Below are 24,027 nucleotides of genomic sequence, written 5' to 3' on the forward strand. Positions count from 1 at the left end.
GAGCTATAACCTTCCTCCCATGTAACTGCTATATTTACTGTATGGGACTCGTGCAGTATTGGACTTTGTTTTGTTGTGCAAACTCGTCCATCCCAATTCAGCCTTATATATAGTTTCTGTCCGTCAGTTCGGGATTTTGCCTCCGGCTTCCTTCAGATTCCACCTCACGATGGACACCCTTGCCATTAGCTAACAGTTCCTACTGCCAAGCCTGTAGTGGACTTTCACCACCAAGTTATAGCCCATGCCGGGCGCACACAAACAAAAAATCAAACCGACTGATTTGATTTTTCTTTGTTATGCATCAAATTTTTAATCCATTTCTACTTTTAAATCTTCTTAGAAGAATATGGCTTTCTACTCGTGTTATGCCTTCTAAGGAATATAGTTCGTTGTTTGTGAAGCTTTCTAATGCTTCAAAGTCTTCCACTAGGACATGCATATGCAATGTACTTGGTCCTGTCATTTGATAGCAGCTTGCTACAACTGGGTTTTCTGCAAGTGTTTGCGCTACTTGAATAAGGGAAGCTGGCTCACAATCCACTTCAAAAAAAGCCGAAACCGTCTTGCCTACCTTTTCCGAATTGATGACGGCGCTGAACTTTTCAATAATTCCATTTTCAATTAGTTGGCTGACTCTTTCTCGGATTGCTACTCTTGATAAATTCAGTTCTTTTCCGATTTCTACATAAGATAGCCTGCCATTTGCTGTAAGCAATTCTAATATCTTTTTATCTGTTTCATCTAATTTCATTTAACCACCACGCATCTTCTGTTTTAAATTATGTCTCATTATAGCCTTTCCTTTAAAAATTAGGAAGTATTTTTTAGAATTTTCAAACTTTCTGATGCGGATTACAAATGTAATGGAAAAATTTAGAGAGTTCGTCTATTGACTTATTTACGAGATATACGAAGGAGTGTGTATTTACTGTTATTTTTATATTTCACTATATCTTACTCACTTAATAAGAAAAACCTGCAGCTTATCACTGCAGGTTTTTCTTATTATTGTGCTTCTATTAATCCGTATTTTCCATCTTTACGCTTGTAGACGATATTGGTATTGTTTGTTTCAGCATCTGTGTAGACGAAGAAATTATGGCCTAATAAGTCCATTTGCAGGATTGCTTCCTCGCTGTCCATCGGTTTTAGATTGAAACGTTTTTGACGGACAATCTCTTGATCCTGTTCTTCATCCTCCGCATTTGGTGCGTTTTCGTAAGAACCTAATAATTCATTAAGATTTCCTTTTTCTCTATGCTTACGATTTACTTTCGTTTTATGTTTTCTTATTTGTCTTTCTAATTTATCAGAGATTAAATCTATTGCTGCATACATATCCATATGATTTTCTTCTGCACGCAACAGCAATTGGGACATTGGAATCGTAACTTCTACCTTAGACATTTTGTCATTATACGTTTTTAGATTAACGTTAACTTGTGCATCTGGTGTTTCAGAAAAGTATCTTTCTAATTTGGATATTTTCTTTTCGACATACTCTCTAATTGCTGGAGTTACCTCAATGTTTTCTCCTCTAATGTTGAAATTCATAAGTTACTCCTCCTTTATAGTTTCCAGTGCAAGTCTTATTTTTTCCTAATGGTAATTAGAAATATACCTATAAGGAATCATTTTGACTATACTATATATTTCTAGCATACCCTATCAAAATCCTGCTAAAACGATATGAAATTTCGACAAAGTTGTGAACATTCCTAATTAATTTTTTCATAATAATTTCTAGTATAATAATTCCAGCAATTTTTTATGTCAGAAAATGTTTCAAATTAATGTGTACAGGATATATATACAGCATAATTAAATACATGCCGTTCCTTGAAAATAAAATGCCCGTTTCTACTAAAAGAACTAGTTCTTCCAATAAATCAGATAGGCAAAAGACAGGCATGAATAGTATTTTTCTAAATAAAGTTTAATCCTATTGTTGTTAAATATCTAGACAATTATTTGCTCTATTTAAAAACATTTCGACATAATCTATTAGGAGAAGCCTATATTCCTAACAATAGATGGAATTGTGAGTATCACATACTGTTATTGTGTCGAGATTTATCGAAATTAATCAAAATATTTTTACAATTCAATGATTTATATTTGCTACAATGAACACAACAAAGAAATTAACTTGGAGGTAAATGAATGAGTGAAAAGATTTTACAAAATCAGCATGAAGCAGAATTAAAAGAATTGGAAGAGGAAGAGTATTTTTATAAGCTTTGGGAAGACGACCGTTTATAACCAAAATAGATCTACTTATTAATAGAAACAGGAGGAACATTTGCTTTTTAAGAGATGTTCTTAAAATTTGAAAACTTTCTGGAAAAATAAGGAGTATCTTACTTTATCTTGAAATTCTAACAAATAAAGATTTGATAACGCATACTGGAGGGATCTATTTTGAATAAAAAATGTATCGCAATGCTTTTAGCTGGAGGAAGAGGGACAAGACTTAAGAAATTGACAGAAGAATTAGCAAAACCAGCTGTACCTTTTGGAGGAAAATATCGTATCGTTGATTTCACTTTAAGCAATTGCCGTAATTCAGGAATAGATACCGTTGGTGTATTAACACAATACCAGCCACATGTACTGCAAAATTACATTAAAGACGGGAAAGATTGGGATCTAGACAGCAGAGATGGCGGACTTAGCATCCTTCCACCATACCAATGTGGCACTGAAGAACGCTGGTATGATGGTACAGCTCATGCTATCTATCAAAATATATCCTATATTGACCAGTATAACCCTGAAAATGTTCTTGTTATTTCTGGTGACCATATCTATAAAATGGATTATAATCTGATGTTACAACAGCATATAAAAACAGGTGCAGATGCAACGATTTCTGTGACAGAAGTTCCATGGGTAGAAGCTAGCCGCTTCGGCATCATGAATACAGATAGCACGAATAATCGTATTGTTGATTTCGAGGAGAAGCCAGCTAACCCACAGTCGAACCTTGCTTCGATGGGTGTCTATATTTTCAAATGGAAAACACTTAAAAACTATTTACAAAAAGAAGAAAAAAATGAACTATCTTCGAAAGATTTTGGGAAAGACATTATTCCTGCCATGCTTTTAGATAACCGCAAATTACATGCCTATACGTTTAAAGGGTATTGGAAGGACGTTGGGACAATTGACAGCTTCTGGGAAGCAAACATGGATTTATTATCGAGAGAAAGCAATATCTTTCTAAATGACAAAGACTGGACCGTATTTACCCACGAACAGTGCTTTGCCCCATCCTATATCGAATCTTCCGCTACCGTAAAACGCTCCATTATCAGTGAAGGCTGCGAAATTTATGGAACAGTAGAAAACTCCGTCATCTTCAATGATGTCATTATTGGAAAAGGCGCAATCGTAAAAGATTCCGTACTCCTTCCTGGAACCGTTATCGGTGAAAATGTGGTCATTGAAAAGAGTGTAACGGCATGTAATGTGATGGTTGAAGATCATAGTATCATTGCACCTGAAGATGCAGATTCGGAGATTGTGTTGATTGGGGAGAGTATGGAGAATAAGCAGAGTCGTGTTGGGTTGTCTCGGGTGATTTAACTAACTGGTGGGATAACTGGGACAGTGAGGGTCAGGTTCCTTGTCCCATTAACTAATAACGGGGCTAATATCCACATTAATTGGATATTAGCCCCCTTTCTATGTTTCCAACTGTTGGTGAAACTAATCTGTTTTACCTACATCTTATTTTGCACGCTGAACAACACTTTTGGATATACCGGTTATCCTTGCAACTTGCCTAATAGTTATCCCTTCTATTTCTTTCAGCTTCTTTAATAATTTATCTCTATCTTTTTTATTCATTTGCTGTAGGCTAGAACTATTTGGTATTCCTAAACTCCTCATTATCTCCAAAACGTCTTGATCAGCAATCTTAACAGAGTTTTTCACCTCTAAACAATTTTCTTCACTAAGATTACAAGTATATGCTTTAAATAATTCTAATGCTTTCTTTTCATCATACGAAAATAGTTGAAGAGCCAGTTCGGTATCAACCAAATTAGAATTATCAAGATACTCCCTTATGCTAGTCCATTTGCAATTCAAAACACTCTTTGACACACCAGCTTTTAGTGGATTTTGATGAATATAGCGAAGCACCGTTAGAAAGTATCTCACATCTTCAACGGTCTCACTCTTAAACCTCCCTTCAAATAAATGGCCACTTCTTTCATATTTTGCATTATACCAATGGACATAACTGGAGCTAATTCTCTTCACTACATCTGAAATAGATTCATTTGTTTCTTTACACAAAAGATGCATATGATTATCCATTAAACAATAACCATATAACTTATACTTACAAATCTCCTTATATCTTTTTAATGTTTTTAAGTATTGGATTTTATCATCGTTATCTTCAAAAATAATTTGCCTATTAATGCCTCTTATAATAATGTGATAAATACCATTAACGCTCTTTTTTCTTGGATTTCTTGCCAATAAGCACCACCTCTATGCAATAACTAAATTTACTCATGAAAATTTGTTCGTTTTAAGGAAATAGATTGGGAAGAATTAAACATGTGGAAAAAGAAGGAAAAAAAAGAGAAATAACTATTCTTAATTATTTCAACAAAAATAAAGCTAATCCTCTAACTAAATAGAAAAAAGTGGGACAAGGAACCTGTCCCCTCGACCCACTATTTTCGTTTATCGTAAAACATGCCATCCGTTTGCAAAGATTGATACGGATTTACATATTTCTGATTCGATGTTTTTTTGTATTCTAAGCCTCTTAATTCTTTTTGAATCGATTGCTTTTCTTTTTGTAGCAATGCAACCAATTCTTTGTCTTGTTGTAAGAGAGCCTGTCCGATTTTCTTTTCGGTTTCTGTAGTTGGTGGCGTAAGTAGCGTCAAGCAAGCCTGCCTCTGATCAAGAAGCTGATTAACTTTCTCCGTATCTACTTCTGCTTCTCCCTTTAACAGCTCCACTAATTCATTAGTAATGGCATAGCATTGCTTTAATGCTTCCATTACGCTTGGCCGCCCTGACCATGCTGCTTTTGACGATTTAGAACAATTGCTTCTTTCCAAGTATCACGGAATTCTATCACAAGAGATTCCACTTCTTCAATGATTGCAATATTATTCTCGATATTTGCTTTGATAAGCTGACGGTTCATATAATCATACAAGGACATCAAATTTTGTGAAATCGCAATATCCATATTTAAGGTTACCATTAATTCCTTAATGATATTTTGTGATTTTTGGATATTCAGATTGCGAGTTGGAATATCTTTATCTTCTATTGCTTTTTTGGCTAAGTGTAAAAATTTCAGACAGCCGTTATAAAGCATTAATGTCAAATCTCCAGCAGAAGCAGTATTTACTGAATTTTGCTGATAGGATTGATAAGGGTTAGAAATAGCCATTTTTTAAATCTCCTTTTTATTAAGAACTGAACATACTAGTTAAATACGTAGACTGACTGTTTGCCTTGTTGATTGCTGATTCCATTGCCGTAAAACGAGCCCAATATCGAGTTTCAAGGGATTCCAGCTTATCTTCAAAGCGAGTAATTTGACTGTCATAATTATTTAATAATTTACCTAACGTGAAAGTATTATTTACACTAGTCGATTTCCCAGCTTTTGTCGTGATATCAGACATCGCTGTTTTTAAGCTATCTCTTAAGCGACGCGCAATTCCTTGTTCCGAACTTGTTGCCCCATCCTTTTGAAAAAGCTCATAGACAGCGTTTGGATCAGCAGAAATTGCTGCTCTAAGTTTATCTTCATCGATCGTTAGCTTTCCACCGTCTAAATAATTTGCAGTCGTGGAAATCCCAATTTGCGATAGTTGTGAATAAGTAGATGTTCCACTTACAGGTGAACTAAAATTTGAACGCATTTTCGTTAAAACATTCGTTAAAATCGAGTCACCCTTTAACGTACCACTTTTCGCAAGCTTATCCCATTTTTCAATTTCGTCCTCTGTCATATCTTCTTTCTGTGCATCTGTTAAAGGAGGATAATCACGATACTTTGTTTCCGTTGTTTTGGCGCGAATCTTTTCTACTGCTTCGTTATATTTGTTTACGAATTGTGTTATGGTGTCTAAAATACCATCGACATCTGGAGTAGATGAGAATGTTACTGCTTCTGTTGTTACTTTTTTAGCAGTAAATTCTACTCCATTTATGGTGAAGGTGTTTGATGGACGGGTGATATTAAGACCATTATAAGTTATATCTGCATTAGAACCTTTTGTTCCGTAAACTTCACCACCTGAACCTTCAGCAGCCAAATTATTATTAGAATTAACCCTTAAAATATTATTGAAAAATTTATTTGGACTTTCTCCATTATCAGAAAGAATAATCTCTGGAGATCCATTAGCCATTTCACCGGTATTTTTAGCTGTGATAGAAATTTTCTGTGATTTCGAATCAAAAAATGCCGTTACTCCAGAATCCTTATTTATTTTTGCAATTATACTATCTAAGGTATCATCTTCCTTAATGGTTAATTTATATGGTTCAGTTTGTAATACACCATCTTTTGTAATTGCACTAATTTCAATAATTTGACTTCCCTGAAAACCAATATCAGAGAGTTTCGCAGAGGAATCAGTTATTTTTGATTTTTCTATACTTTGCATTGAAGCTGCTGTAGCCAACTTATTAATTGACATTGAACCAGAAAAATCAATCGTAGAATTCACATTCTTCACTGATAGAGCATCTGAATTAGAAATAGCAACTGTCTTCTTAATAAAACTAGCTTGCTTAGAAACTCCATTAAAAATAGTATTATCTAAATCCAGCAACAAGGAATTCATCTCTCTGTAGTCATCTCGCTGCCACTCTGTATATGTCTTTTTCTGATTTATCTTATCTAGTGGTACCCTTTCAGCTGTCATTAACTGCTCAACAAGGGCATCGATATCCATTCCACTAGCTAAACCACCAATTCTTAATACCATCCTAACTCACCTCTTTTATATCTTTTCATCAATAACTAAGCCCATAAATTCCTTCATTGCTGCATACATATCAAGCATTTTCTTAGAAGGAATTTCGCGTACAACTTCTTTCGTATCATCATCAATAACCGTTACATAATAATCATTTAATTTCTCATGAAGCTCAAATTTCAAGGAAGTATGAGAAGGTTGCATAAAAGCATTTATACTTTCAATTACTTCATTTAATTGCTCTTTATTTGGTTTTGGACCATAAAGCTGCAATGGAACATCCAGTTTACTATCCAATGTTTTCTCTAAACTATTTGCATTTTCCGCTTGTCTAGGTGTGTAAAGATTTTGCTGGGAACCAATCCGTTCTATCATGTTAATTATCCCCCTGTGATTACAAACTAGAATTTTATATTTTTTATATCGGTTAAATAGTGAAAGATTTAAGGAATATTACTGAAAGATTGCTTAATGGGAGAAAATCACTAGTTTAATAGGGAGAAATGACCTACAATATAATAGAACATATATTCTTTTGGAAAGGAAAATGATAGTAATGGATAATAAATACTCTAATTTAGAAAAAGGATTTTCTTATGAGGGATTATGTATGTTAACTGGAAAACTTCTTGGGGATGGAAACTTATTTCAATCACCAGGAAGACAAGCTAGATTTCGATTTAGTCACCGAATCGAGGATAAAGAGTGGACTTTCCATTGTTATCATGATCTGAAACAATATATTCCATTAGTTACACCTAAATACAGAAAAATAATCGATCCTAGAATTTTAGCTGGCTATACAGAACATTATTATTCACAATCAAGAAACAGTATATATTTTTCTGAGTTAATGAAAGTATGGTATCCAGAAGGCAAAAAAACCCTTCCATTTCCATTCTTAGAAAGATATCTAAATGTTTTAGCCCTTGCATGGTTTTATCAAGATGATGGATGCTTAATAATGAAAGATTCAAAAATAAAAAAAATTACCTTATCTACTGAATGCTTTACTAAAGAAGAAAACAAATTGTTAGTCCAATTAATTTACCAAAAGTTTCATATACTATTTTCTCAAGATAAACAAAATAGACTACTGCTTTATAATCAAAAGCAGATACTATATTTTTTACATATAATAGATTCATATATACATTTTTGTATGGATAGAAAAAGGAGAGCAGCTCTTTTTCTCCCTTCTAAATTACCTGATAAACGAACAACGATAAAACTTCCACTTTCTATAACTATAAAATTTCCTACAGAAGAAATCTATCAAATTCTTGATACACTTCCAAAACTACTATCATTGCTTAAGTCTAAAAACGGATATAGAAATTTATATATAAACGACTATTTTTTAGAGGATTTTACTAATACGAAAAAAAGTTATCAAATTATTATTAGGGGAAAGCAGAGGGACTTATTAGAAGAATGTATCTATATTAGTGGTTTAAATAATAGCCAAATTAGTGAATTATGTTACCGAATAAATAAAATGAGTGAGAAAGAAATTAGTAACCTATTAAATCAATAAACTACTAAATAAAGAGATATCAGGAAAACTGATATCTCTTTAAAAAACTCTTTATTTATTAACGTAATAATTGAAGAACTCCCTGCGGCTGTTGGTTTGCTTGAGCCAACATAGCTTGTGCTGCTTGAGAAAGAATAGAATTCTTTGTTTGGTTCATCATCTCTTTCGCCATCGTGCGAACATTTACTTTCATAAATGACCAGACTATATCTTCACCCTCTAATATTTCTAGTAGGGGTCGGGCACTTCGGATTCACAATACTGATGTATATTGTTTCACCTATGGATTTCATCATCATAGCTTTTGCCTTAGATGGTTTATCCTAGTCGTTGAACCTTCTCCACTTTTTCAAGTAAGGAGCTTGGCTGCTGATTGCCCAATCTTTTCTTTTTTCACACATTCACGCCTACCATTTCTAGTTACGTTGTAGTAAGAAAAGCTCTAAGGGTTTTCCAGCAATTCACCCGATAGTAATCTCTAGCCGTTACCAGCTAGGACGACTGTGCTTGTTACTGCTTTTTTATGCAGCTAAAGCATAATCAACGTCACGGATACGAGATTCCGCAGCAGTTAAGTTTTCAGAAGAAGTTGTTAAGTTATTTATAGTATGATCTAAACGATTTTGGAATGCACCCAGTTTTGATCTTTCAGCTGATACATTTTGAATAGCAGCATCTAATGTTTTAATAGCAGAATTTGCTCCATCTTGTGTTTGAACATTAATATCTTTAACAAATCCAACTGTAGCATTTCCTAATGTTTTAGTACTCATTTCATTAATGTCAATTAACATGTTTTGATCTTTATTTGCACCAATTTGCAATGTTGCTCCACTTGAAGTAACGTTAAATGATGTTACATCACCATCATTTGTAGATGTCGCATTAAACTCTGCACCTTGATAAACAATATTTTGACCTGTTCCAGTAATTTCTTGAGATACATTCTCTTCATTTGTTATTGTTACTACTGCATCAGCTCCGTCTACTTGTTCAGCATTTCCTAAAACATCATTTGCTGTCCATGCTGCACCTGAACCTGAAAGATCTATTTGAGCAGAGCTTCCATATGCAGTTGATGTTAACACTGCAGGCGAACTATCTTCAATACTAGCTTCTACACCAGTTTGGTCAGAATATGAGTTGATTTTTGCTTGTAAACTTGCAGCATCAGTAACACCTGTAGTATCAATAGTAACTCCATTAATTACTAATGCTCCAGTTGCAGCTCCAATTGCAGTATCATCTGCAGCCGCACCAGATGTCTTAGTTGCCTGTGTTGCCGCAGTATTTACAGTTACATCATAGCTTCCTGTCTTTAAACCAGTAACACTTAATACTTCTAATTTACTTGTATCAGCAGATTGGCCCTGAGCTCCCAAGCTACCATTTAATAATTTTTGTGTGTTGAATTCGGTTGTGTCAGAAATTCTATTGATCTCAGACTTTAACTGTTCAACTTCTTTTTGTATTTCTTTTCTATCATCTAAAGTATTTGTATCATTAGCAGCTTGAGTAGATAATTCACGCATACGTTGTAAAATATCAGTAGTTTCGCTTAAAGCACCTTCAGCAGTTTGAATTAAAGAAATACCGTCTTGAGCATTTCGTGTAGCCTGATCTAATCCGCGGATTTGGCCACGCATTTTTTCAGAGATTGCAAGACCAGCTGCATCATCAGCAGCGCTGTTGATACGAAGACCAGAAGATAATTTCTCCATTGATTTGCTTTGTGCATTTGTTGCGCTGTTTAACTTGTTGTAAGTGTTAAGAGCTGCAATATTATGATTGATTTTCATTTTTGTTTTCCTCCTTGAATTTAGGTGTTCACATCCTTGTGAACATGATAGTTTTATAGGAGTTAGGAAGGTCGGCCGCCCTTCCCCCTCTTACTTTATATATCGTCTCTGCTATTCAAAGTTTAATAGTTTTTTATAGTATTTTTTATTTTTTTATAAAAAATTTTAGAGATTGCTATTAAATAAGGTTTTCAGCAAATAAAAAAGCATAGCCACTAATCAGCTACGCCATTTTATCTAATATATATGATTCAATTCTTTCCTTTAAACAAGTTCATAACTGCTGCAACATCCAGTGTAGCCTGCTGATTTTCTGCAATTATTTCCTCATATACCTCTTTACGATATATTTCAACATTCTTTGGGGCTGAAATACCGATTTTCACTTGTTCTCCTTTTGCAGCAACAACCGTTATTTCGATATCATCGCCAATTTTTATAACCTCACCTTTTTTCCGTGTCAAAACTAACATCGAATCACCCCTTTACCAATTTTGGTTTATTTTTTTGAAATAATGGGTGCTTTGTGTGGTAATTTGGTTCATTTAAGATTACTTGTTTTGCTATATTTCTCTTACTATTAATAACAACAGGTGCTTGTAGATTTGCTGTTGTCTTTTCAAATGGATTTTGAACAGTTAATATAGAAAAAACTTGGATATCTTCTTCTGATTCTAATTCCAATAGCTCAACAATATGATCTTCTAATGTAAAATCATATTCCTTAAAGAAGGTAAATGGATTAGAAAGTACAAACGCTAATTGTTGATTTTCTACCGATTGTAAGACAATAAATTGCCCTTCCTCATCAAGGGGTAAGAGAACAAATTCCTTTTCCTCAGGAAATCCTGGAATTGCTTGTGGAAATGTAATGACTTCTTTTTCTTGTATTTCTTTTTCACCGTGATATTTCGTCGCAATTTTCACTTACATCATTCCTTTATATGTATTGTTCATAGTTTACCCCAATATACTTTAAATTTTCAAAGTCTATCTCTAAAGATGGATACTGTGCTAGTTGGATATTAACTTTAGCAGGCGTGTAATTAATTTCAGGATTGTTTATTTTAGTATTAATGACCGCTTTTTTCGGTTCAATCGAAACATTCACTTCTCCTGGGTCATAATTAATTTGGACACTATTTGGAGAAGGAATCCAGCCTAAGCCAAATTGCTTCGGTGCGCCTTGACTATTTCTTTTTGCTTGGCTAGCAATTACATTTCCACCATTTTGAATTTGCAATAATTCATTACGATCTTGTCCTCTTCTCGCTATACCTTCCATCACAGCCTGTTTTCCCTCAGCAGCTGCATCTTCAATCATCCGTGGCACACTTTTATAACCCACATCTTCCCTTGCCTTCGTTTGATCAATTGTTAATTGAGACGGTCTTCTTTCAATCGTTAACTCTGCTTTCGGCTGTTCCATCTCCATGTCAGCCTGTTTCTGCCGAATTTCTAACGAACCCTTATCTACCCACATATCCAAACGCGCGGGCGTCGATTGCAATCTGATTTGCGGAAACATACTTTTCACATCCTTTTTATTCAAATATTAAAAAAGGAGCCAAACCATCAGACCAAAAACAATAGTCAGGCTTGCCTCCTTTCATTTTTATCGTAAGAAATCAATTAAAGACGTTTGAATCAATCGAGCGCCAACTGCTAATGCAGCATTATGGACACTTTCCTGAACAGATAAATTAGTAATCGCCTTTTCCATATCCACATCTTCATTATCAGAAAGAACCTTTGTCGCCATTACTTCCTGTGCATCAATTCTCGCTTCCACCATATCCAAGCGATTTGACCTTGCACCAAGCTCTGCTCTTTCACTGTTCATCGAGTTAAGAACATTATCAAGACGCCCTAGTAAATCATCTAATCCTTCTGTATCATTACTATTGAATTTATCTTCAATCCCTTGTAATACATCAAACATTTCTTGATTAAATGTACTAGAAGGACTAACGTTTGCCTTCATTGTTATCCCTTGAGAAACTTCAACCCCATAATTATCAATTGCTGGGTCATTAATATTTGCTGCAACCGTTGGAGGTGATCCACTCGTTACTAACGGATTCGATACATCTGTACCATGAAAAATATACTTACCATTAACTTTTGTATTAGCAACATTTATCAAATCATCTTTAAGCTGTCCGATTTCTTTTGCAATTGCAGCTCTCTCATCGACACTATTTGTATCATTCTTCCCTTGCAGTAAAAGCTCACGAGCTCGATCAAGTCCGCTTGTCGCCTGCTCAAGTCCTGCCTCCGAGTTATCCATCCATAAATGAAGCTCTGAAAGATTCCGTTTATACTGTTCGACTTGAGTTAAGTTTGAACGGAAGTACATTCCTTTCATTGCAACTACTGGATCGTCAGATGGCTTTGTGATTTTTTTACCTGTTGCAACCTGATTATTTAGTTCGGCTAATTTATTATAGCTATTGCTAATATTGCGAAGGGAGTTTGCTGATACCATTGATTGTGTAACACGCATTATTTATTCACCTATCTTCCACCGACACCCATGCCGTTAATAATTTTATCTAGCATTTCATCCATTACAGTAACCATTCTTGCAGATGCATTATATGCTTGCTGGAACTGGATCATATTGCTCATTTCTTCATCTAAGGAAACTGTGCTGACACTCATTCGTTTGTTATCAACTGTTTGTTGAAGAGAATTTGAATTTGCAGCCATCTTATTCGCTTCTTGGGCGCTTACTGCCATACTTCCGATAACCCCTTCAAAATAGTTACGGAAATTAGATTGCTCTGAGTTATTGCCATAATCATAATTATTATTGAAGATTTCTGCTAATTTGCTTACATATGTTGCATCACCAAGCGTTGGATTAGATGGATCAGCATTAGCAATATTATCTAAGCTATTTTTTATATCCTGAGAAATCGTGATTCTGCTTGCAAAGCCTTCTCGCTCTCCAATGCTTCCACTTTCCGAATCAGCAAAGAAAGAAATCTCCTTGTCCCCATCTTTTATTTCATTGGGGCTCAACCCTTCTTCATGAATCTTGTTAAATTCTGTTGCAAATGTATAAGCAAGATTATCTAATTCTGTTAACATATCATTATATATTCCTGCTAATTGTCCATCTTGATTTGTATAACCATAGGATTCTACTATACTTTTTAATTTTCCAGTAGAATTAAAGTTATTAATATCAATCACTGTATCTCCAATGGAAATAGACTGAACAGCTGAATCATCTGCATTGTGGTTTACTTTTACTTGATGAACACCATCTTTATCCACTAATGTACCAAGAGCATTTCCACTATCATCTACTAAAGTTACGATTGCTTTTCCTTCAGCTTGTGCTAATGCATTTCCGCCTGTAGCTTCATAGCTTACTTTAATGTTTGCATATTGGGATAGTTCATCTAGTATCGTATCTCTTTTATCATATAAATCATTTGGTAAATAGCCATTTGGCTCAACACTGCCAATCTGCTTATTAACTTGATCAAGCTGTGAAAGCAATGTATTCATTGCTTTTTCCGAAACAGCCAATTCATTTTTTGCATCGGCCTTTTGAGCAGAAACCGTTTGATGTAAGTAGCTAAATGTTTCTGTAACCGCAATACCACGTTGACGAACAACCGCACGAGCACCAGCATTTTGCGGGTCAACAGCCATATCCTGAAGTGATTTCCAGAAGGAATCCATTGCTGTAGCCAAACCAGAATCGGAAGGCTCATTCATGATTGTTTCTAAATTACTTAACGCTGTAGAACGATTTTCCCAGTAACCAAGCTTGCTAGATTCTGAACGATACTGTGTATCAAGAAAGGTTTCTCTGACACGTACAATAGATCCAGCCTCTACTCCAGTTCCCATTTGACCAGGTATCTTCGGTGCGTTTTGCCCTACAGATGGAAAGCTTTGTGATTGCTGTAGATCGACTCTTTGACGAGTGTAGCCAAGTGTATTTGCATTTGCAATATTATTTCCTGTTGTATACAAAGCACTTTGTTGTGCAGTTAATCCTCTTCTTGCCGTTTCTAATCCCATAAACGTTGAAGCCATTATCTTTCCCCCATTATGCCTTAATATTTAAGAAGCTCTTTCCTTGTTTTCCAATCGTGTTCGTTCGAATATTATTGCCGCTCGGCTTACCATAATTGATGCTTTTCTGCGTCGGCTTAAATAAATCCAAGGAAATATTGACAAATTGCATGGATTGTTGAAGAAGCTGTTGATTCAATGAATTTATTTCTTTTAAATCCATGATGATTTCTTTTAGATGATTGGCAATTTCTAATACATCTACCGCATCCTGTGAATCAAGATGCTTCACACAATCCATTACAGAAGGATTAGGAACATTTGCAACAATACGTTTAGAGATCGTAATCCTTGCTTCTTCTAGCTTTTGGATACTCATAATATGAGCCTGTTCATCCTTCATAATTTGCTGAAGGGCTTCCATATCGCCAACCTTAATAATTTCAGTCTTCTTTTTTGCAACTTCATGTAAACTTTCGTGTAGCTTCACAAGCTTGTCTAACGTCTGCATTAATAATGTAGCTGACATGTTAGCCCTCCTTTTTTATGAATGAATTAGTTTTTGGAATAAAAGTTTAAAATGCTTTTAGCAACATCTTGCGGTTTCACTTCATATGTACCGCTTTGTACCTGTTTCTTTAATGCATCAATCTTTTCTGTGCGGGCAGCAGAAACTTGGGAAACCTGCTGTAATTCTTTAGCAGCTGAAGAAATCTCCACTTTATCTGTTCCTTTTGTTCCTTCCGCTTTATTCGATTGTTCCACTTTATTTACTTTTTTATATGGGTTAACCCCTTGTGTTCCATAATTATTAATTTTCATTGTATATTCCTCGCTTTCTTCCCCGTACAAGTTTTATTCTTATTACTAGTATCGGATGATTAGCGTTTTGTTTAAACATTTCCTTCTATTTTTATGAAAATACGCCAAAATGACTACTTTCCAAATTATTTATATGAATATATTCCTAGAGGGGATAGTAGATTGTAGGTTGCGCCGAATAATATCGGCGCTTGTTTTTTATCGAGTAAAATATGTGTTCCTTTTTTCTAACTCTCTTTGTCTTTCTTCTTCTTTTTCGACTAACTGTAAGTCACTTTGTATGCCTGTCGTACATGGCTGACAAAGCTTTCCGTCACGAATAATCGTTCCACATTTTGCACAAGGGTATCCAAGATTAGGAAATTGAGCAAGCTTAATTCTGCCCTTTTTAATAAATTTATAAATTAGTGTTCTTTCCACACCAGTCGCTTCTACTACTTCATCCATTTGTGCCGTGCGGTTCTGCTTTTTCCGAATAAATTGATACACCTTTTCGAAATCCGCTTCTTCTTCCTTATAACATTTAAGACACACATCGCGAATACTATTTAACACATAAATATCTCCACATTGCGGACAATTCCCTAGTTCTGCCATCATGACTCCTCCTCATCTTGCAATCGTAAAGGAAGTGATGGACTTTGCTCCCGCTTCCTTTAATACTTTCGCCGCATTTCGTAACGTCGAACCTGTAGTATATATATCGTCAACAAGGAGAATATCTTGAGCGATAATGTGTTCTTTCTGCTCTAGTTTAAAAATATTTTCTATCTCCAATCGCTCTTTTCTTGTTTTTTTCGATTGCTTCTCACTATGTAATCGGACAAGACAGTTATAATAAGGTATTTTTGCATATAGCAGAAATGCTTCTGTTTGATTAAATCCTCTTTCATACAATCGCTCCTCACTTAATGGAATGGGCACAACCACCTTATTTTTTCCTAAATCCTTCGGTAAATAAGAAACAAAGGAGGCCGCTATTCGAAAGTCACCCCTATACTTAAAGCGAGCGATTGTTTCTTTCAAAAAATCATTATATAAAAATAACGACTGATTTAATCCCAAGATTCCTTTCCATTCCTCGGATTCATCCCATCTCTTACAATCATGGCATACTCCATTTTCTACATAGACAGCCTCTAGCAAATGAAGTGGCCGACCACAAATACCGCATGTTTCTCCCTTAATTTCTTCTAACTTCTCCTTACATCCAGCACATAAATAGCATTCAGGCTCTTTGGATAAAAGATAAGTCCAATTAAAATCCGGCATCACAGTTGCTAAACAAATCACACAAATCATAGGAGTAGCATCCCCCTTTCCCTCGCCTCTTTGTTACTCTCCATTATTTGCTTCCGTGCAGATACCATGCTGTTTGTTTTTCCATAATGAAAAAAAGTAATCGTTCCATCTGGAAATTCTCTTTTCCTTCCTACCCTTCCCGCAATCTGCACAAGAGCACTTTCAGTAAAAATTTGATTTTCCGCTCCTAATATTGCAACATCTACATTTGGAAAAGTAACACCGCGCTCTAAAATCGTTGTTGTAATAAGGATATCTACTTCTTTATCACGCATTTTTTGTACCTTCTCTTTTCGCACTGGATCTTCCGCATGAACTGTTTCTATCCTACCCACTATTGGTTTTAAGAGCATTTTTACTTTTTCCATATAATGAATTTTCGGGACAAATAAGAGTATTGGTTTACTTTGCGGAACTCGTTCTTTAATCCAGTTATGGAGAGTTGCAGGCAGCTTATCCTTTTTCAACCCCTTTTCCCAATTCCCGCACCACTGAAAATTTGGCACAGGCAAAGGGAATTGATGAAAACGTGCAGGGATAGTGACAAAGGGAATCTTTTTCTGCCTACATTTTTCTTGCCAACTTTTATCAGGAGTTGCCGTTAAGTAAATAAGCGTGGAATCTTCTTTTCTCGCTTTTTGCACAGCATATTGCAGAGACTTGTCGACAGAATAAGGAAAAGCGTCCATTTCATCTAAAATAACTAGGTCAAATGCTTCTTGGAAACGAAAGAGCTGGTGGGTTGTGCTAATTGTTAGAGGACTATAATGGTGGCGGTCTTCACTGCCACCATAAACAGGTAAAACCTTTATTTCTGGAAAAACCTCCTGTAATCGAGGCGCTAATTCGAGGACAACATCTGTGCGAGGAGTAGCAATACAAACACGTTGATTTTGTTGCATTGCTTTCTTAATTCCTTTGAAAAGAATCTCAGTTTTTCCAGCTCCGCATACTGCCCATATAAGGAGCTCAGATTTATTTTCAATAATCTCCACCATTTTATCTGATGCCTCTTGCTGTCCAGATGAAAGCATTCCGCTCCATTGCAAAGCAATTTCTTTAGTGTCTTGATTCAGCTCAGGTCCACTCCATGTAATCAATGGCGTACATTCACTAATTCTCCCCATCATGATGCAATTTCGACAATAAGTACATTCCTCGTTACATCTTGCACAGGGAAAACGGGCAAACAGCTGCTGATTTTCATTCCCACACCGTTTACAACTATATTTATTACGAGCATTCTTATCAATGCCCTTTTGATAAGAACAATATCCATTTTCGTAATGCGCTTGGATTTCTTCTTGGGAAAAAGGAAGTTCATCATATAATAAGGCCTTGCCTTGGAGAGTGGATTGCAAATGTGGGTTGAATGGATATATTTCATTTAGAGGAAGTTGAGTCTGTGAAATTTCTGCTATTCGATAGGAGTGTGTGGAGTTTGATTTAGTGGGAATGAGTAGATTGTCTTTTTTATAAAAACGCATTAGTTACCTCCTAATTCGGATTTGAATAGGTTTAATGATAAGTGATGGACCGTCTTTTTTCCTGATCCTGTCACTTTCAGGTTTAATTTCGCTAGTAATCTTGAAGCAGTGTAAATCGAATCGATTTGTAGAAATGTCCTAAGTTGAGAATTCGTGATTTTTTCGCCAAAAAGAAAGTAATAATCTTTTAAATTTGGTATCAAAACATGATTTTCTTTATGTTCGCACTTGGGGCAATACCAATGTTGCATATGTTTTTGCATCAAAAATTGATTAAAGTATGCACATTTTACACCTGTAATAATATCTTTTTTATCCACCTGATATTTATGCAGGATTTCCGTATCTAAAGGAGTGTGCTTTCTTTTTAATAATTTAATCAATTTCTTTCTTTCATCTGGTTGGAGGAAGGTTGTTTTATATGAATCAGTAAGTTTAGGAATTAATTCTGGCAAATACTCTTTATGAATTACAGTGTTTTTAAAGATTGTAATTTGAGTGGGGGATAAACGCAAAATCGACTTGGTATTACTAAACACGACGAGAGGGTAAATAGGTATGTCGGAGAATTGATTGACCGCTAACCAGCCCTTAAGTTGTCTCTTCAATCTGTTCACCTGAAGAATAGGATCAGGAAATGCCTCTTTCTCTTTTCCTTTTATTCGTATCATTTGGTGCAGATCTGTATCAAAATATAGTTCACCGACTATGTTTTTCACTTCGAGGATTAACGCATATTTTGCATGAAGGATTAATACATCAATTTGGAAAAAGTGCTTTCCATCCCAGAGTCGTAAATCATGAAGAATAAAGTAGTCATCGTCTGGTAAAAAGCTAAGGGGGAAATCTACAGCCTTCTCTCCTCTATATCCCGCCAGTTTCCACTGATAATCTTGATTAATCAAAGAAATAGTAGGATGATTCACTTTAATCCTAGAGAGCAAAGACTCTAATTGAAGCACTCGATATGGATATTCAATTGGTTTTACAATCAATTCATCACTTCCTTTCATTTTTATAACTGCATTATTCTAGAACTCAGCTAAAATTCCTGCTTGTTTTGGAAAATTATTGTGTCTATTTAGGCTTTTTTATTTTGTGTTCGTTTTGATTAGTAGGAAAGCAGTTTTAGTTGCGACTTTTACAACTTTACTTGCGACTTTTCAACCTTACTTGCGACTCTCCCTCTTTTACTTGCAGCTCTTCATTTTACTTGCGACTTTTTCACCTTTACTTGCAACTTCTCCTCTTTTACTTGCGACTTTTCAACCTTTACTTGCAACTCTCCCTCTTTTACTTGCAGCTCTTCATTTTACTTGCAACTTCTTCACTCTTACTTGCAACTTTTCAACCTTTACTTGCGACTCTCTCTCTTTTACTTGCAGCTCTTCATTTTACTTGCGACTCTTTCACTTTTACTTGCAACTTTTCCTCTTTTACTTGCGACTTTTCAACCTTTACTTGCGAACCTTCACTTTTTACTTGCAGATTTCTCCCTTTTACTTGCATCGCCCCCACCCTCACTTACAACACCCACCTCATACCAACCACCCCATCAACACAAAAAACCCCGATTCTCAACAAGAACCGGGTCTCACACAACACTATTCTCTTTTCTTCATCCACCCAAGTCCCATTGACCCTTCACCTAAGTGTGTTCCGATTACAGCTCCAAAGTAGCTTAAGGAGAATTCAATGTTCGGGAATTCTTGCTCTAATTCGGCTTTCCATTCTATTGCCTCTTCTTCTCGATTAGCATGGATAATGACTGCGTAGTAGGGATCTCCATTTGTTGCTTCTCGTAAAAGTTCTACAATGCGCTTCATCGCTCTTTTTTTTGTACGGATTTTTTCAAATGGAACGATTAATTTATCTTGGAAATGAAGCAGTGGTTTTACTTGAAGAAGGCTACCTATTATTGCTTGTGCGCTTGAAAGGCGTCCTCCTCGCTGGAGATTGGACAAATCGTCTACCATAAAGTAGGCATGGCTTGTTTCTTTCAATTCATCAAGAATTGGCATAATTTCTGCTGCTGTTTTTCCTTGCTTAGCTAACTTTGCTGCTTCAATTGCATAAAACCCTTGAACCATACAGCTTACTTCCGTATCGAAAGCGAATACGTCTATTCCTTCCACCATGTCTCCAGCAGAAATTGCCCCTTGATACGTACCGCTAATTCCACTTGATAAGTGGACGCTGATTACTTCATCATAATTCTCAGATAGCTTTTCAAATAGCTCCACAAATTTTCCAATTGGTGGTTGAGAGGTCGTTGGCAAGTCCTTTGTTTTAATTATTTCATAAAATTCGGCAGCTCTTAATTCTCTTTCTTCCTCATACACTTCTGTATCAAGAATCACCGTCAATGGAATCATATGTATATCATATTTTTCCCTCACTTCTAGAGGGATATATGCTGTACTATCTGTAACAATAGCTGTTTTCATCCAATTAATTACCATCCTTATCTATTCGTTTGTATAACATTTTAACTAAAAAAGAAATTATTTGCATTATAATTTGGTTAACTCTATTATAATGCACAAAAAAGGGAATTAATATGGAATTTTATTAAGCAGGCTAAATATAATAACAGATTTTATTTTGGAGGGGAATTTGGGATTGGAATTTTTCTTCTCATTAGTTCAGTAAGGAGGATCATGATGAACTCTTCTGCTAGCTCTAGTTTTACAGCATCCGTATATGCTTTTAATAGAATAGGATCCGAAATCCTGTTTATTCCATTCATTAGCAATCCTCCTATCACTAAGTGTCTTTACACATATCTTATCAAGAATCACACCAAAAATATAGGAGAAAACACCTAGTTTTAACAGAATTTTATGACGATTTTTCAACAATTTATGTGAAAAATATAAAAAACTGGAAGAATCCTCAGTTTTTTTAACCTAAGCAAAAATGAAAAAGGAGCTTCTCAAACCACTAGTGATTGAATAGCTCCTATCTATCTTATTAACGAACTTCTACCCAACCGTTTTTAATAGCAACAACTACTGCTTGTGTACGGTCGTTTACGTTCATTTTTTGTAAAATATTACTTACATGGTTTTTAACTGTTTTTTCACTTATAAATAATGCCTCACCGATTCCTCGGTTACTTTTTCCATCAGCAAGAAGCTGTAAGACTTCACATTCACGTCTTGTTAATAAATGTAACGGTCTTCTAATTTCCACCACTTGTACATGATGTTCATCGGAGTTGGCATTTTCTAATGCTAAACGACGATATTCATTTACTAGATTGTGGGTTACCTTTGGATGTAAATAGGAACCGCCATCTGCTACTACTTTAACAGCTTCAATTAGTGCATCTGCATCCATTTCTTTTAGCAGATAACCGCTTGCTCCTGTTTTTAGTGCATGGGTTACATAGTTTTCATCATCATGGATGGATAAAATAATGACCTTTGTTTCAGGGAATTTCTCTAATAATTGTCTTGTTGCCTCTACTCCATTAATAGTAGGCATGTTTATATCCATAATCGTTACGTCTGGTTGATATTCTTCAATTAACTGAATGGCTTGTGTACCATCATCCCCCTCAGCTACAACCTCGAAACTCGATTCGAAGTCAAGAATTCTTTTTACCCCTTCTCTAAACAATTGGTGATCGTCGATAATAACTATTTTTATTGTCAACTGCTCCGCCTCCCTTTTTTCTTTATCATCTAATAGGAACGTTGATCATAACAATGGTTCCAACTCCGATTTTGGAATCGATGGTTATTTCCCCATCAAGGAGTTGTACTCTTTCTCTCATTCCAATTAAGCCAAAGGATTCTGCCTTCTTCTGATTCTTATCGAAGCCTTTTCCATTATCCTTAACCAAAACGATGATTTGATCTCTTCGTAATTCTACTTTTACTGCAATATTAGATGCGTCTGCATGCTTTAAAGCATTTTGTACGGATTCTTGAACTAAGCGAAAAAGCGCAACTTCGTACTTACTTGGAAGCCTTGCTTCTTTTCCTATTGTGGCAAATTCAATTTTGGTTGATTCATGATACTCTTCTATTGTTTTCAGATATTTTTTTAACGTTGGAATAAGGCCTAAATCATCTAAAGCCATTGGGCGAAGATCATAAATAATTCGTCTTACCTCATATAATGCACTTCGAACCATGACTTTTAAATTTCTGATTTCTTCAAAAGCCTCTGTAGCTCCACGCTCTTTATATATTCTTTCCACTAAATCAGAACGCATCATTACATTTGCCATCATTTGTGCTGGTCCATCATGTATTTCCCGAGAAAGTCTTTTTTTCTCTTCTTCCTGAGCTCCAATGATTTTCAGTCCAAAATCCTGCTTTTGCTTGGCGTCTTCTAACACTTCGCCAACCTGTTTTAAATCACTAACTAAGTAATTCATTACGACAGAAATTTGCGTTACCAGATGTTCTGCCCGCTCAATTGTTTCGTCCAGCCCTAACAACCGGCGCTCCAAATCATCTCGACGCTCTCGATATTGCTTTTCTAGGTGACGATTCATGCTTAAATCCATTTGCAATGTATGTGCTCTTTCATAAGCTTCACGTACTTCCGCTTCTGAGTATTCATTAAAATGCTTACTCACTTCTGATAAGCGTTTACGAGCAAATCGAGACTGGATTTCTAGCTTGTCTCCTTTTTCTATCGTTTCTAACACAAGTACTTTCATTTCTTTTAATTCTTCGGTAAGGGTTTCATAATCTTGTCGACATTGTTCTCCAATACGAAAAATTTCGTCTTTGCTGGAACCAACGGTCTGAATCATTTGTTCCACAATATAATCTAACGTTTTTGTGTCAAATTTCCTTATTAACATATATAATTCCTCCAAAAAGGCTAAAACCCTTCCAACATCCATTCTTATTTTAGCTTGAAAGTTAATAATATGTATAATTCATCGTAAAATAAATTAAAATCGTTATTTAGACACATATTCTCCTATCCAAAACTATGTCCCAAGACCTATTAACATCCAGAATTACTGTGAAAAAGTATGTAAAAATTCAATAATATAATTTTATCCTATTCTAAACAAAAAACAAAGAAAAAGAAAATACATATAGGTAAGAACCTGAAAAATCAAAGACTTGCATGCCCCTCCATGAATAATAGCCCATACCATATGTAGCAGGTCTTTTCGAGCATGGAGTTTTACTTATTATATCACGCTTGCCAAGTTGCTATATTAAGATTTGATTACAAAGAGAACAATAATTGAAGAATAGACAATGTCGAATTATAATGAAATAAGACTAATTATCGATTTTTAACACGATTTGTAGAAAATAGTATTAAATATGACTGATATAACGAACAGAAAGAGCTTCATTACAAAAAAATATAGATAAAAAACACAATTATAAAGACAGAAATGAAAGGAGCTTTTCATATGCTTCCTTCCTATCTTACTGTGCCTAGCTACGGAGAATATGAGCTCATTATTCAAAAATCACGTTTTATTGCTCATATTGCTCGAACAGAAACAGAAGAAGCAGCTCAGGCTTTCATAGGAGAAATCAAGAAAAAACATAAAGACGCAACCCATAATTGTTCGGCTTATTTAATTGGGGAACATGACCAAATTCAAAAGGCAAATGATGATGGAGAACCAAGCGGAACAGCAGGAGTACCAATCCTGGAAGTACTCAAGAAAAAGGGGCTAAAAGATTCTACCGTTGTGGTAACGAGATATTTTGGTGGCATTAAACTTGGGGCAGGTGGCCTTATTCGTGCTTACGGAAAAACAACCTCTGAAGGATTAGCAAACGTCGGCATCATTGAAAGAAAACTAAAGCAAATAATCGGTGTCTCCATTGAGTACCCTTTACTTGGAAAAATGGAAAATGAATTACGTTCAGCAAACTATCAAATCAAAGATATTCACTATTTAGAGAAAGTCGAAATCGAAGTCTTTGTCGATTCAAATGAAGTCGAGTCATACAAAGCTTGGATAACAGACTTAACGAATGGACAAGGTATTATTACAGAAAAAGAATCGCTGTATGCTGAATCTTTCATTTGAATTTTTTACATTCATTTCAAAAATATACCTCAAA

General features: G+C 35.3%; 27 protein-coding genes and 1 pseudogene. 3 read left to right on the forward strand and 25 right to left on the reverse strand.

The window, feature by feature from the left end:
- Positions 1-304: 304 nt before the first annotated feature.
- The gene (locus NYE52_RS18115) at positions 305-754 is read right to left on the reverse strand and encodes an Lrp/AsnC family transcriptional regulator (protein WP_341194337.1); all 450 of its coding nucleotides are present in this window, start codon (positions 752-754) and stop codon (positions 305-307) included.
- A gap of 254 nt (positions 755-1,008) precedes the next feature.
- Positions 1,009-1,557: a ribosome hibernation-promoting factor, HPF/YfiA family gene (gene hpf, locus NYE52_RS18120; protein ID WP_341194338.1), complete on the reverse strand. Its 549-nt coding sequence runs from the start codon at positions 1,555-1,557 to the stop codon at positions 1,009-1,011.
- Positions 1,558-2,421: 864 nt separating this feature from the next.
- Between hpf and NYE52_RS18125 the strand changes: the two genes are divergently transcribed.
- Positions 2,422-3,591, forward strand: coding sequence for a glucose-1-phosphate adenylyltransferase (locus tag NYE52_RS18125; protein ID WP_341195226.1), 1,170 nt, complete (start codon positions 2,422-2,424; stop codon positions 3,589-3,591).
- Between the two features lie 144 nt (positions 3,592-3,735).
- Here NYE52_RS18125 and NYE52_RS18130 read toward each other — a convergent pair whose 3' ends face one another.
- The 5 genes from NYE52_RS18130 to flaG all read right to left on the reverse strand — a co-directional run bounded on the left by NYE52_RS18130 (position 3,736) and on the right by flaG (position 7,352).
- Positions 3,736-4,497 (reverse strand): transposase, encoded by a 762-nt coding sequence (locus tag NYE52_RS18130; protein WP_341194339.1) that lies wholly within the window; start codon positions 4,495-4,497, stop codon positions 3,736-3,738.
- 200 nt (positions 4,498-4,697) lie between these two features.
- Complete coding sequence (locus NYE52_RS18135; protein WP_341194340.1) at positions 4,698-5,033, reverse strand: flagellar protein FliT; 336 nt, start codon at positions 5,031-5,033, stop codon at positions 4,698-4,700.
- Positions 5,033-5,434 carry a flagellar export chaperone FliS gene (gene fliS, locus NYE52_RS18140; protein ID WP_341194341.1) on the reverse strand — a complete coding sequence of 134 codons (402 nt, stop codon included), beginning with the start codon at positions 5,432-5,434 and terminating at the stop codon, positions 5,033-5,035. Before fliS ends, NYE52_RS18135 begins: the two co-directional genes overlap by 1 nt.
- Positions 5,435-5,453: 19 nt before the next feature.
- Positions 5,454-6,986, reverse strand: coding sequence for a flagellar hook-associated protein 2 (locus tag NYE52_RS18145; RefSeq protein WP_341194342.1), 1,533 nt, complete (start codon positions 6,984-6,986; stop codon positions 5,454-5,456).
- A gap of 15 nt (positions 6,987-7,001) precedes the next feature.
- Positions 7,002-7,352: a flagellar protein FlaG gene (flaG, locus tag NYE52_RS18150; RefSeq protein WP_341194343.1), complete on the reverse strand. Its 351-nt coding sequence runs from the start codon at positions 7,350-7,352 to the stop codon at positions 7,002-7,004.
- 181 nt (positions 7,353-7,533) lie between these two features.
- Between flaG and NYE52_RS18155 the strand changes: the two genes are divergently transcribed.
- The gene (locus NYE52_RS18155; protein WP_341194344.1) at positions 7,534-8,514 is read left to right on the forward strand and encodes an endonuclease; all 981 of its coding nucleotides are present in this window, start codon (positions 7,534-7,536) and stop codon (positions 8,512-8,514) included.
- A gap of 58 nt (positions 8,515-8,572) precedes the next feature.
- Here NYE52_RS18155 and NYE52_RS18160 read toward each other — a convergent pair.
- From NYE52_RS18160 to NYE52_RS18245, 18 genes and pseudogenes are all read right to left on the reverse strand, one after another.
- A pseudogene (locus tag NYE52_RS18160) lies at positions 8,573-8,689 on the reverse strand (flagellin); the annotation flags it as partial.
- Positions 8,690-9,035: 346 nt separating this feature from the next.
- A complete protein-coding gene (locus NYE52_RS18165; protein WP_341194345.1) occupies positions 9,036-10,313 on the reverse strand; it encodes a flagellin N-terminal helical domain-containing protein in 1,278 nt (425 codons plus the stop codon).
- 251 nt (positions 10,314-10,564) lie between these two features.
- Positions 10,565-10,786 carry a carbon storage regulator CsrA gene (gene csrA, locus NYE52_RS18170; RefSeq protein WP_341194346.1) on the reverse strand — a complete coding sequence of 74 codons (222 nt, stop codon included), beginning with the start codon at positions 10,784-10,786 and terminating at the stop codon, positions 10,565-10,567.
- A gap of 4 nt (positions 10,787-10,790) precedes the next feature.
- Positions 10,791-11,240, reverse strand: coding sequence for a flagellar assembly protein FliW (fliW, locus tag NYE52_RS18175; protein WP_341194347.1), 450 nt, complete (start codon positions 11,238-11,240; stop codon positions 10,791-10,793).
- 13 nt (positions 11,241-11,253) lie between these two features.
- Entirely contained in the window at positions 11,254-11,841 is a 588-nt protein-coding gene (locus tag NYE52_RS18180; RefSeq protein WP_341194348.1) for a DUF6470 family protein, read from the reverse strand.
- An 87-nt stretch (positions 11,842-11,928) separates the two neighbouring features.
- The gene (gene flgL / locus NYE52_RS18185) at positions 11,929-12,819 is read right to left on the reverse strand and encodes a flagellar hook-associated protein FlgL (RefSeq protein WP_341194349.1); all 891 of its coding nucleotides are present in this window, start codon (positions 12,817-12,819) and stop codon (positions 11,929-11,931) included.
- Between the two features lie 11 nt (positions 12,820-12,830).
- Positions 12,831-14,372, reverse strand: a complete 1,542-nt coding sequence (gene flgK / locus NYE52_RS18190) for a flagellar hook-associated protein FlgK (protein WP_341194350.1) — start codon at positions 14,370-14,372, stop codon at positions 12,831-12,833.
- Positions 14,373-14,385: 13 nt separating this feature from the next.
- Positions 14,386-14,880 carry a flagellar protein FlgN gene (locus NYE52_RS18195; protein ID WP_341194351.1) on the reverse strand — a complete coding sequence of 165 codons (495 nt, stop codon included), beginning with the start codon at positions 14,878-14,880 and terminating at the stop codon, positions 14,386-14,388.
- A gap of 26 nt (positions 14,881-14,906) precedes the next feature.
- Positions 14,907-15,173, reverse strand: a complete 267-nt coding sequence (flgM, locus tag NYE52_RS18200; protein WP_341194352.1) for a flagellar biosynthesis anti-sigma factor FlgM — start codon at positions 15,171-15,173, stop codon at positions 14,907-14,909.
- A 198-nt stretch (positions 15,174-15,371) separates the two neighbouring features.
- Positions 15,372-15,770 (reverse strand): TIGR03826 family flagellar region protein, encoded by a 399-nt coding sequence (locus NYE52_RS18205; protein WP_341194353.1) that lies wholly within the window; start codon positions 15,768-15,770, stop codon positions 15,372-15,374.
- A 12-nt stretch (positions 15,771-15,782) separates the two neighbouring features.
- The gene (locus tag NYE52_RS18210) at positions 15,783-16,475 is read right to left on the reverse strand and encodes a ComF family protein (RefSeq protein WP_341194354.1); all 693 of its coding nucleotides are present in this window, start codon (positions 16,473-16,475) and stop codon (positions 15,783-15,785) included.
- Positions 16,472-17,962 carry a DEAD/DEAH box helicase gene (locus tag NYE52_RS18215; RefSeq protein ID WP_341194355.1) on the reverse strand — a complete coding sequence of 497 codons (1,491 nt, stop codon included), beginning with the start codon at positions 17,960-17,962 and terminating at the stop codon, positions 16,472-16,474. The genes NYE52_RS18210 and NYE52_RS18215 overlap by 4 nt, the downstream gene beginning before the upstream one ends.
- On the reverse strand, positions 17,962-18,957 hold the full coding sequence (locus NYE52_RS18220; RefSeq protein WP_341194356.1) for a nuclease-related domain-containing protein: 996 nt from the start codon (positions 18,955-18,957) through the stop codon (positions 17,962-17,964). Before NYE52_RS18220 ends, NYE52_RS18215 begins: the two co-directional genes overlap by 1 nt.
- A gap of 394 nt (positions 18,958-19,351) precedes the next feature.
- Positions 19,352-19,486: a hypothetical protein gene (locus tag NYE52_RS18225; protein ID WP_341194357.1), complete on the reverse strand. Its 135-nt coding sequence runs from the start codon at positions 19,484-19,486 to the stop codon at positions 19,352-19,354.
- A gap of 80 nt (positions 19,487-19,566) precedes the next feature.
- Positions 19,567-20,409 (reverse strand): DegV family protein, encoded by an 843-nt coding sequence (locus NYE52_RS18230; protein ID WP_341194358.1) that lies wholly within the window; start codon positions 20,407-20,409, stop codon positions 19,567-19,569.
- Positions 20,410-20,561: 152 nt separating this feature from the next.
- The gene (sda, locus tag NYE52_RS18235; RefSeq protein WP_341194359.1) at positions 20,562-20,711 is read right to left on the reverse strand and encodes a sporulation histidine kinase inhibitor Sda; all 150 of its coding nucleotides are present in this window, start codon (positions 20,709-20,711) and stop codon (positions 20,562-20,564) included.
- A 224-nt stretch (positions 20,712-20,935) separates the two neighbouring features.
- Positions 20,936-21,622 (reverse strand): response regulator transcription factor, encoded by a 687-nt coding sequence (locus NYE52_RS18240; protein WP_341194360.1) that lies wholly within the window; start codon positions 21,620-21,622, stop codon positions 20,936-20,938.
- Between the two features lie 25 nt (positions 21,623-21,647).
- A complete protein-coding gene (locus NYE52_RS18245; RefSeq protein WP_341194361.1) occupies positions 21,648-22,787 on the reverse strand; it encodes a sensor histidine kinase in 1,140 nt (379 codons plus the stop codon).
- A gap of 573 nt (positions 22,788-23,360) precedes the next feature.
- Here NYE52_RS18245 and NYE52_RS18250 point away from each other — a divergent pair.
- Entirely contained in the window at positions 23,361-23,993 is a 633-nt protein-coding gene (locus NYE52_RS18250) for a YigZ family protein (protein ID WP_341194362.1), read from the forward strand.
- Positions 23,994-24,027: the final 34 nt, after the last annotated feature.

Origin of the sequence: Niallia sp. FSL W8-0635 (assembly GCF_038007965.1) — a bacterium.
Lineage (GTDB): Bacteria > Bacillota > Bacilli > Bacillales > Cytobacillaceae > Niallia.

Coding starts and splice junctions, on each gene's coding strand:
- hpf (WP_341194338.1), bottom strand. CDS start 1,557: ATGAATTTCAACATTAGAGGAGAAAACATTGAGGTAACTCCAGCAATT.
- fliS (WP_341194341.1), bottom strand. CDS start 5,434: ATGGCTATTTCTAACCCTTATCAATCCTATCAGCAAAATTCAGTAAAT.
- NYE52_RS18245 (WP_341194361.1), bottom strand. CDS start 22,787: ATGTTAATAAGGAAATTTGACACAAAAACGTTAGATTATATTGTGGAA.
- flgM (WP_341194352.1), bottom strand. CDS start 15,173: ATGAAAATTAATAATTATGGAACACAAGGGGTTAACCCATATAAAAAA.
- NYE52_RS18195 (WP_341194351.1), bottom strand. CDS start 14,880: ATGTCAGCTACATTATTAATGCAGACGTTAGACAAGCTTGTGAAGCTA.
- NYE52_RS18230 (WP_341194358.1), bottom strand. CDS start 20,409: ATGAAAACAGCTATTGTTACAGATAGTACAGCATATATCCCTCTAGAA.
- NYE52_RS18210 (WP_341194354.1), bottom strand. CDS start 16,475: ATGATTTGTGTGATTTGTTTAGCAACTGTGATGCCGGATTTTAATTGG.
- NYE52_RS18115 (WP_341194337.1), bottom strand. CDS start 754: ATGAAATTAGATGAAACAGATAAAAAGATATTAGAATTGCTTACAGCA.
- flgK (WP_341194350.1), bottom strand. CDS start 14,372: ATGGCTTCAACGTTTATGGGATTAGAAACGGCAAGAAGAGGATTAACT.
- csrA (WP_341194346.1), bottom strand. CDS start 10,786: ATGTTAGTTTTGACACGGAAAAAAGGTGAGGTTATAAAAATTGGCGAT.
- NYE52_RS18180 (WP_341194348.1), bottom strand. CDS start 11,841: ATGTTTCCGCAAATCAGATTGCAATCGACGCCCGCGCGTTTGGATATG.
- flaG (WP_341194343.1), bottom strand. CDS start 7,352: ATGATAGAACGGATTGGTTCCCAGCAAAATCTTTACACACCTAGACAA.
- NYE52_RS18215 (WP_341194355.1), bottom strand. CDS start 17,962: ATGCGTTTTTATAAAAAAGACAATCTACTCATTCCCACTAAATCAAAC.
- NYE52_RS18250 (WP_341194362.1), top strand. CDS start 23,361: ATGCTTCCTTCCTATCTTACTGTGCCTAGCTACGGAGAATATGAGCTC.
- NYE52_RS18145 (WP_341194342.1), bottom strand. CDS start 6,986: ATGGTATTAAGAATTGGTGGTTTAGCTAGTGGAATGGATATCGATGCC.
- flgL (WP_341194349.1), bottom strand. CDS start 12,819: ATGCGTGTTACACAATCAATGGTATCAGCAAACTCCCTTCGCAATATT.
- NYE52_RS18165 (WP_341194345.1), bottom strand. CDS start 10,313: ATGAAAATCAATCATAATATTGCAGCTCTTAACACTTACAACAAGTTA.
- sda (WP_341194359.1), bottom strand. CDS start 20,711: ATGAATGGAATAAACAGGATTTCGGATCCTATTCTATTAAAAGCATAT.
- NYE52_RS18135 (WP_341194340.1), bottom strand. CDS start 5,033: ATGGAAGCATTAAAGCAATGCTATGCCATTACTAATGAATTAGTGGAG.
- NYE52_RS18205 (WP_341194353.1), bottom strand. CDS start 15,770: ATGGCAGAACTAGGGAATTGTCCGCAATGTGGAGATATTTATGTGTTA.
- NYE52_RS18155 (WP_341194344.1), top strand. CDS start 7,534: ATGGATAATAAATACTCTAATTTAGAAAAAGGATTTTCTTATGAGGGA.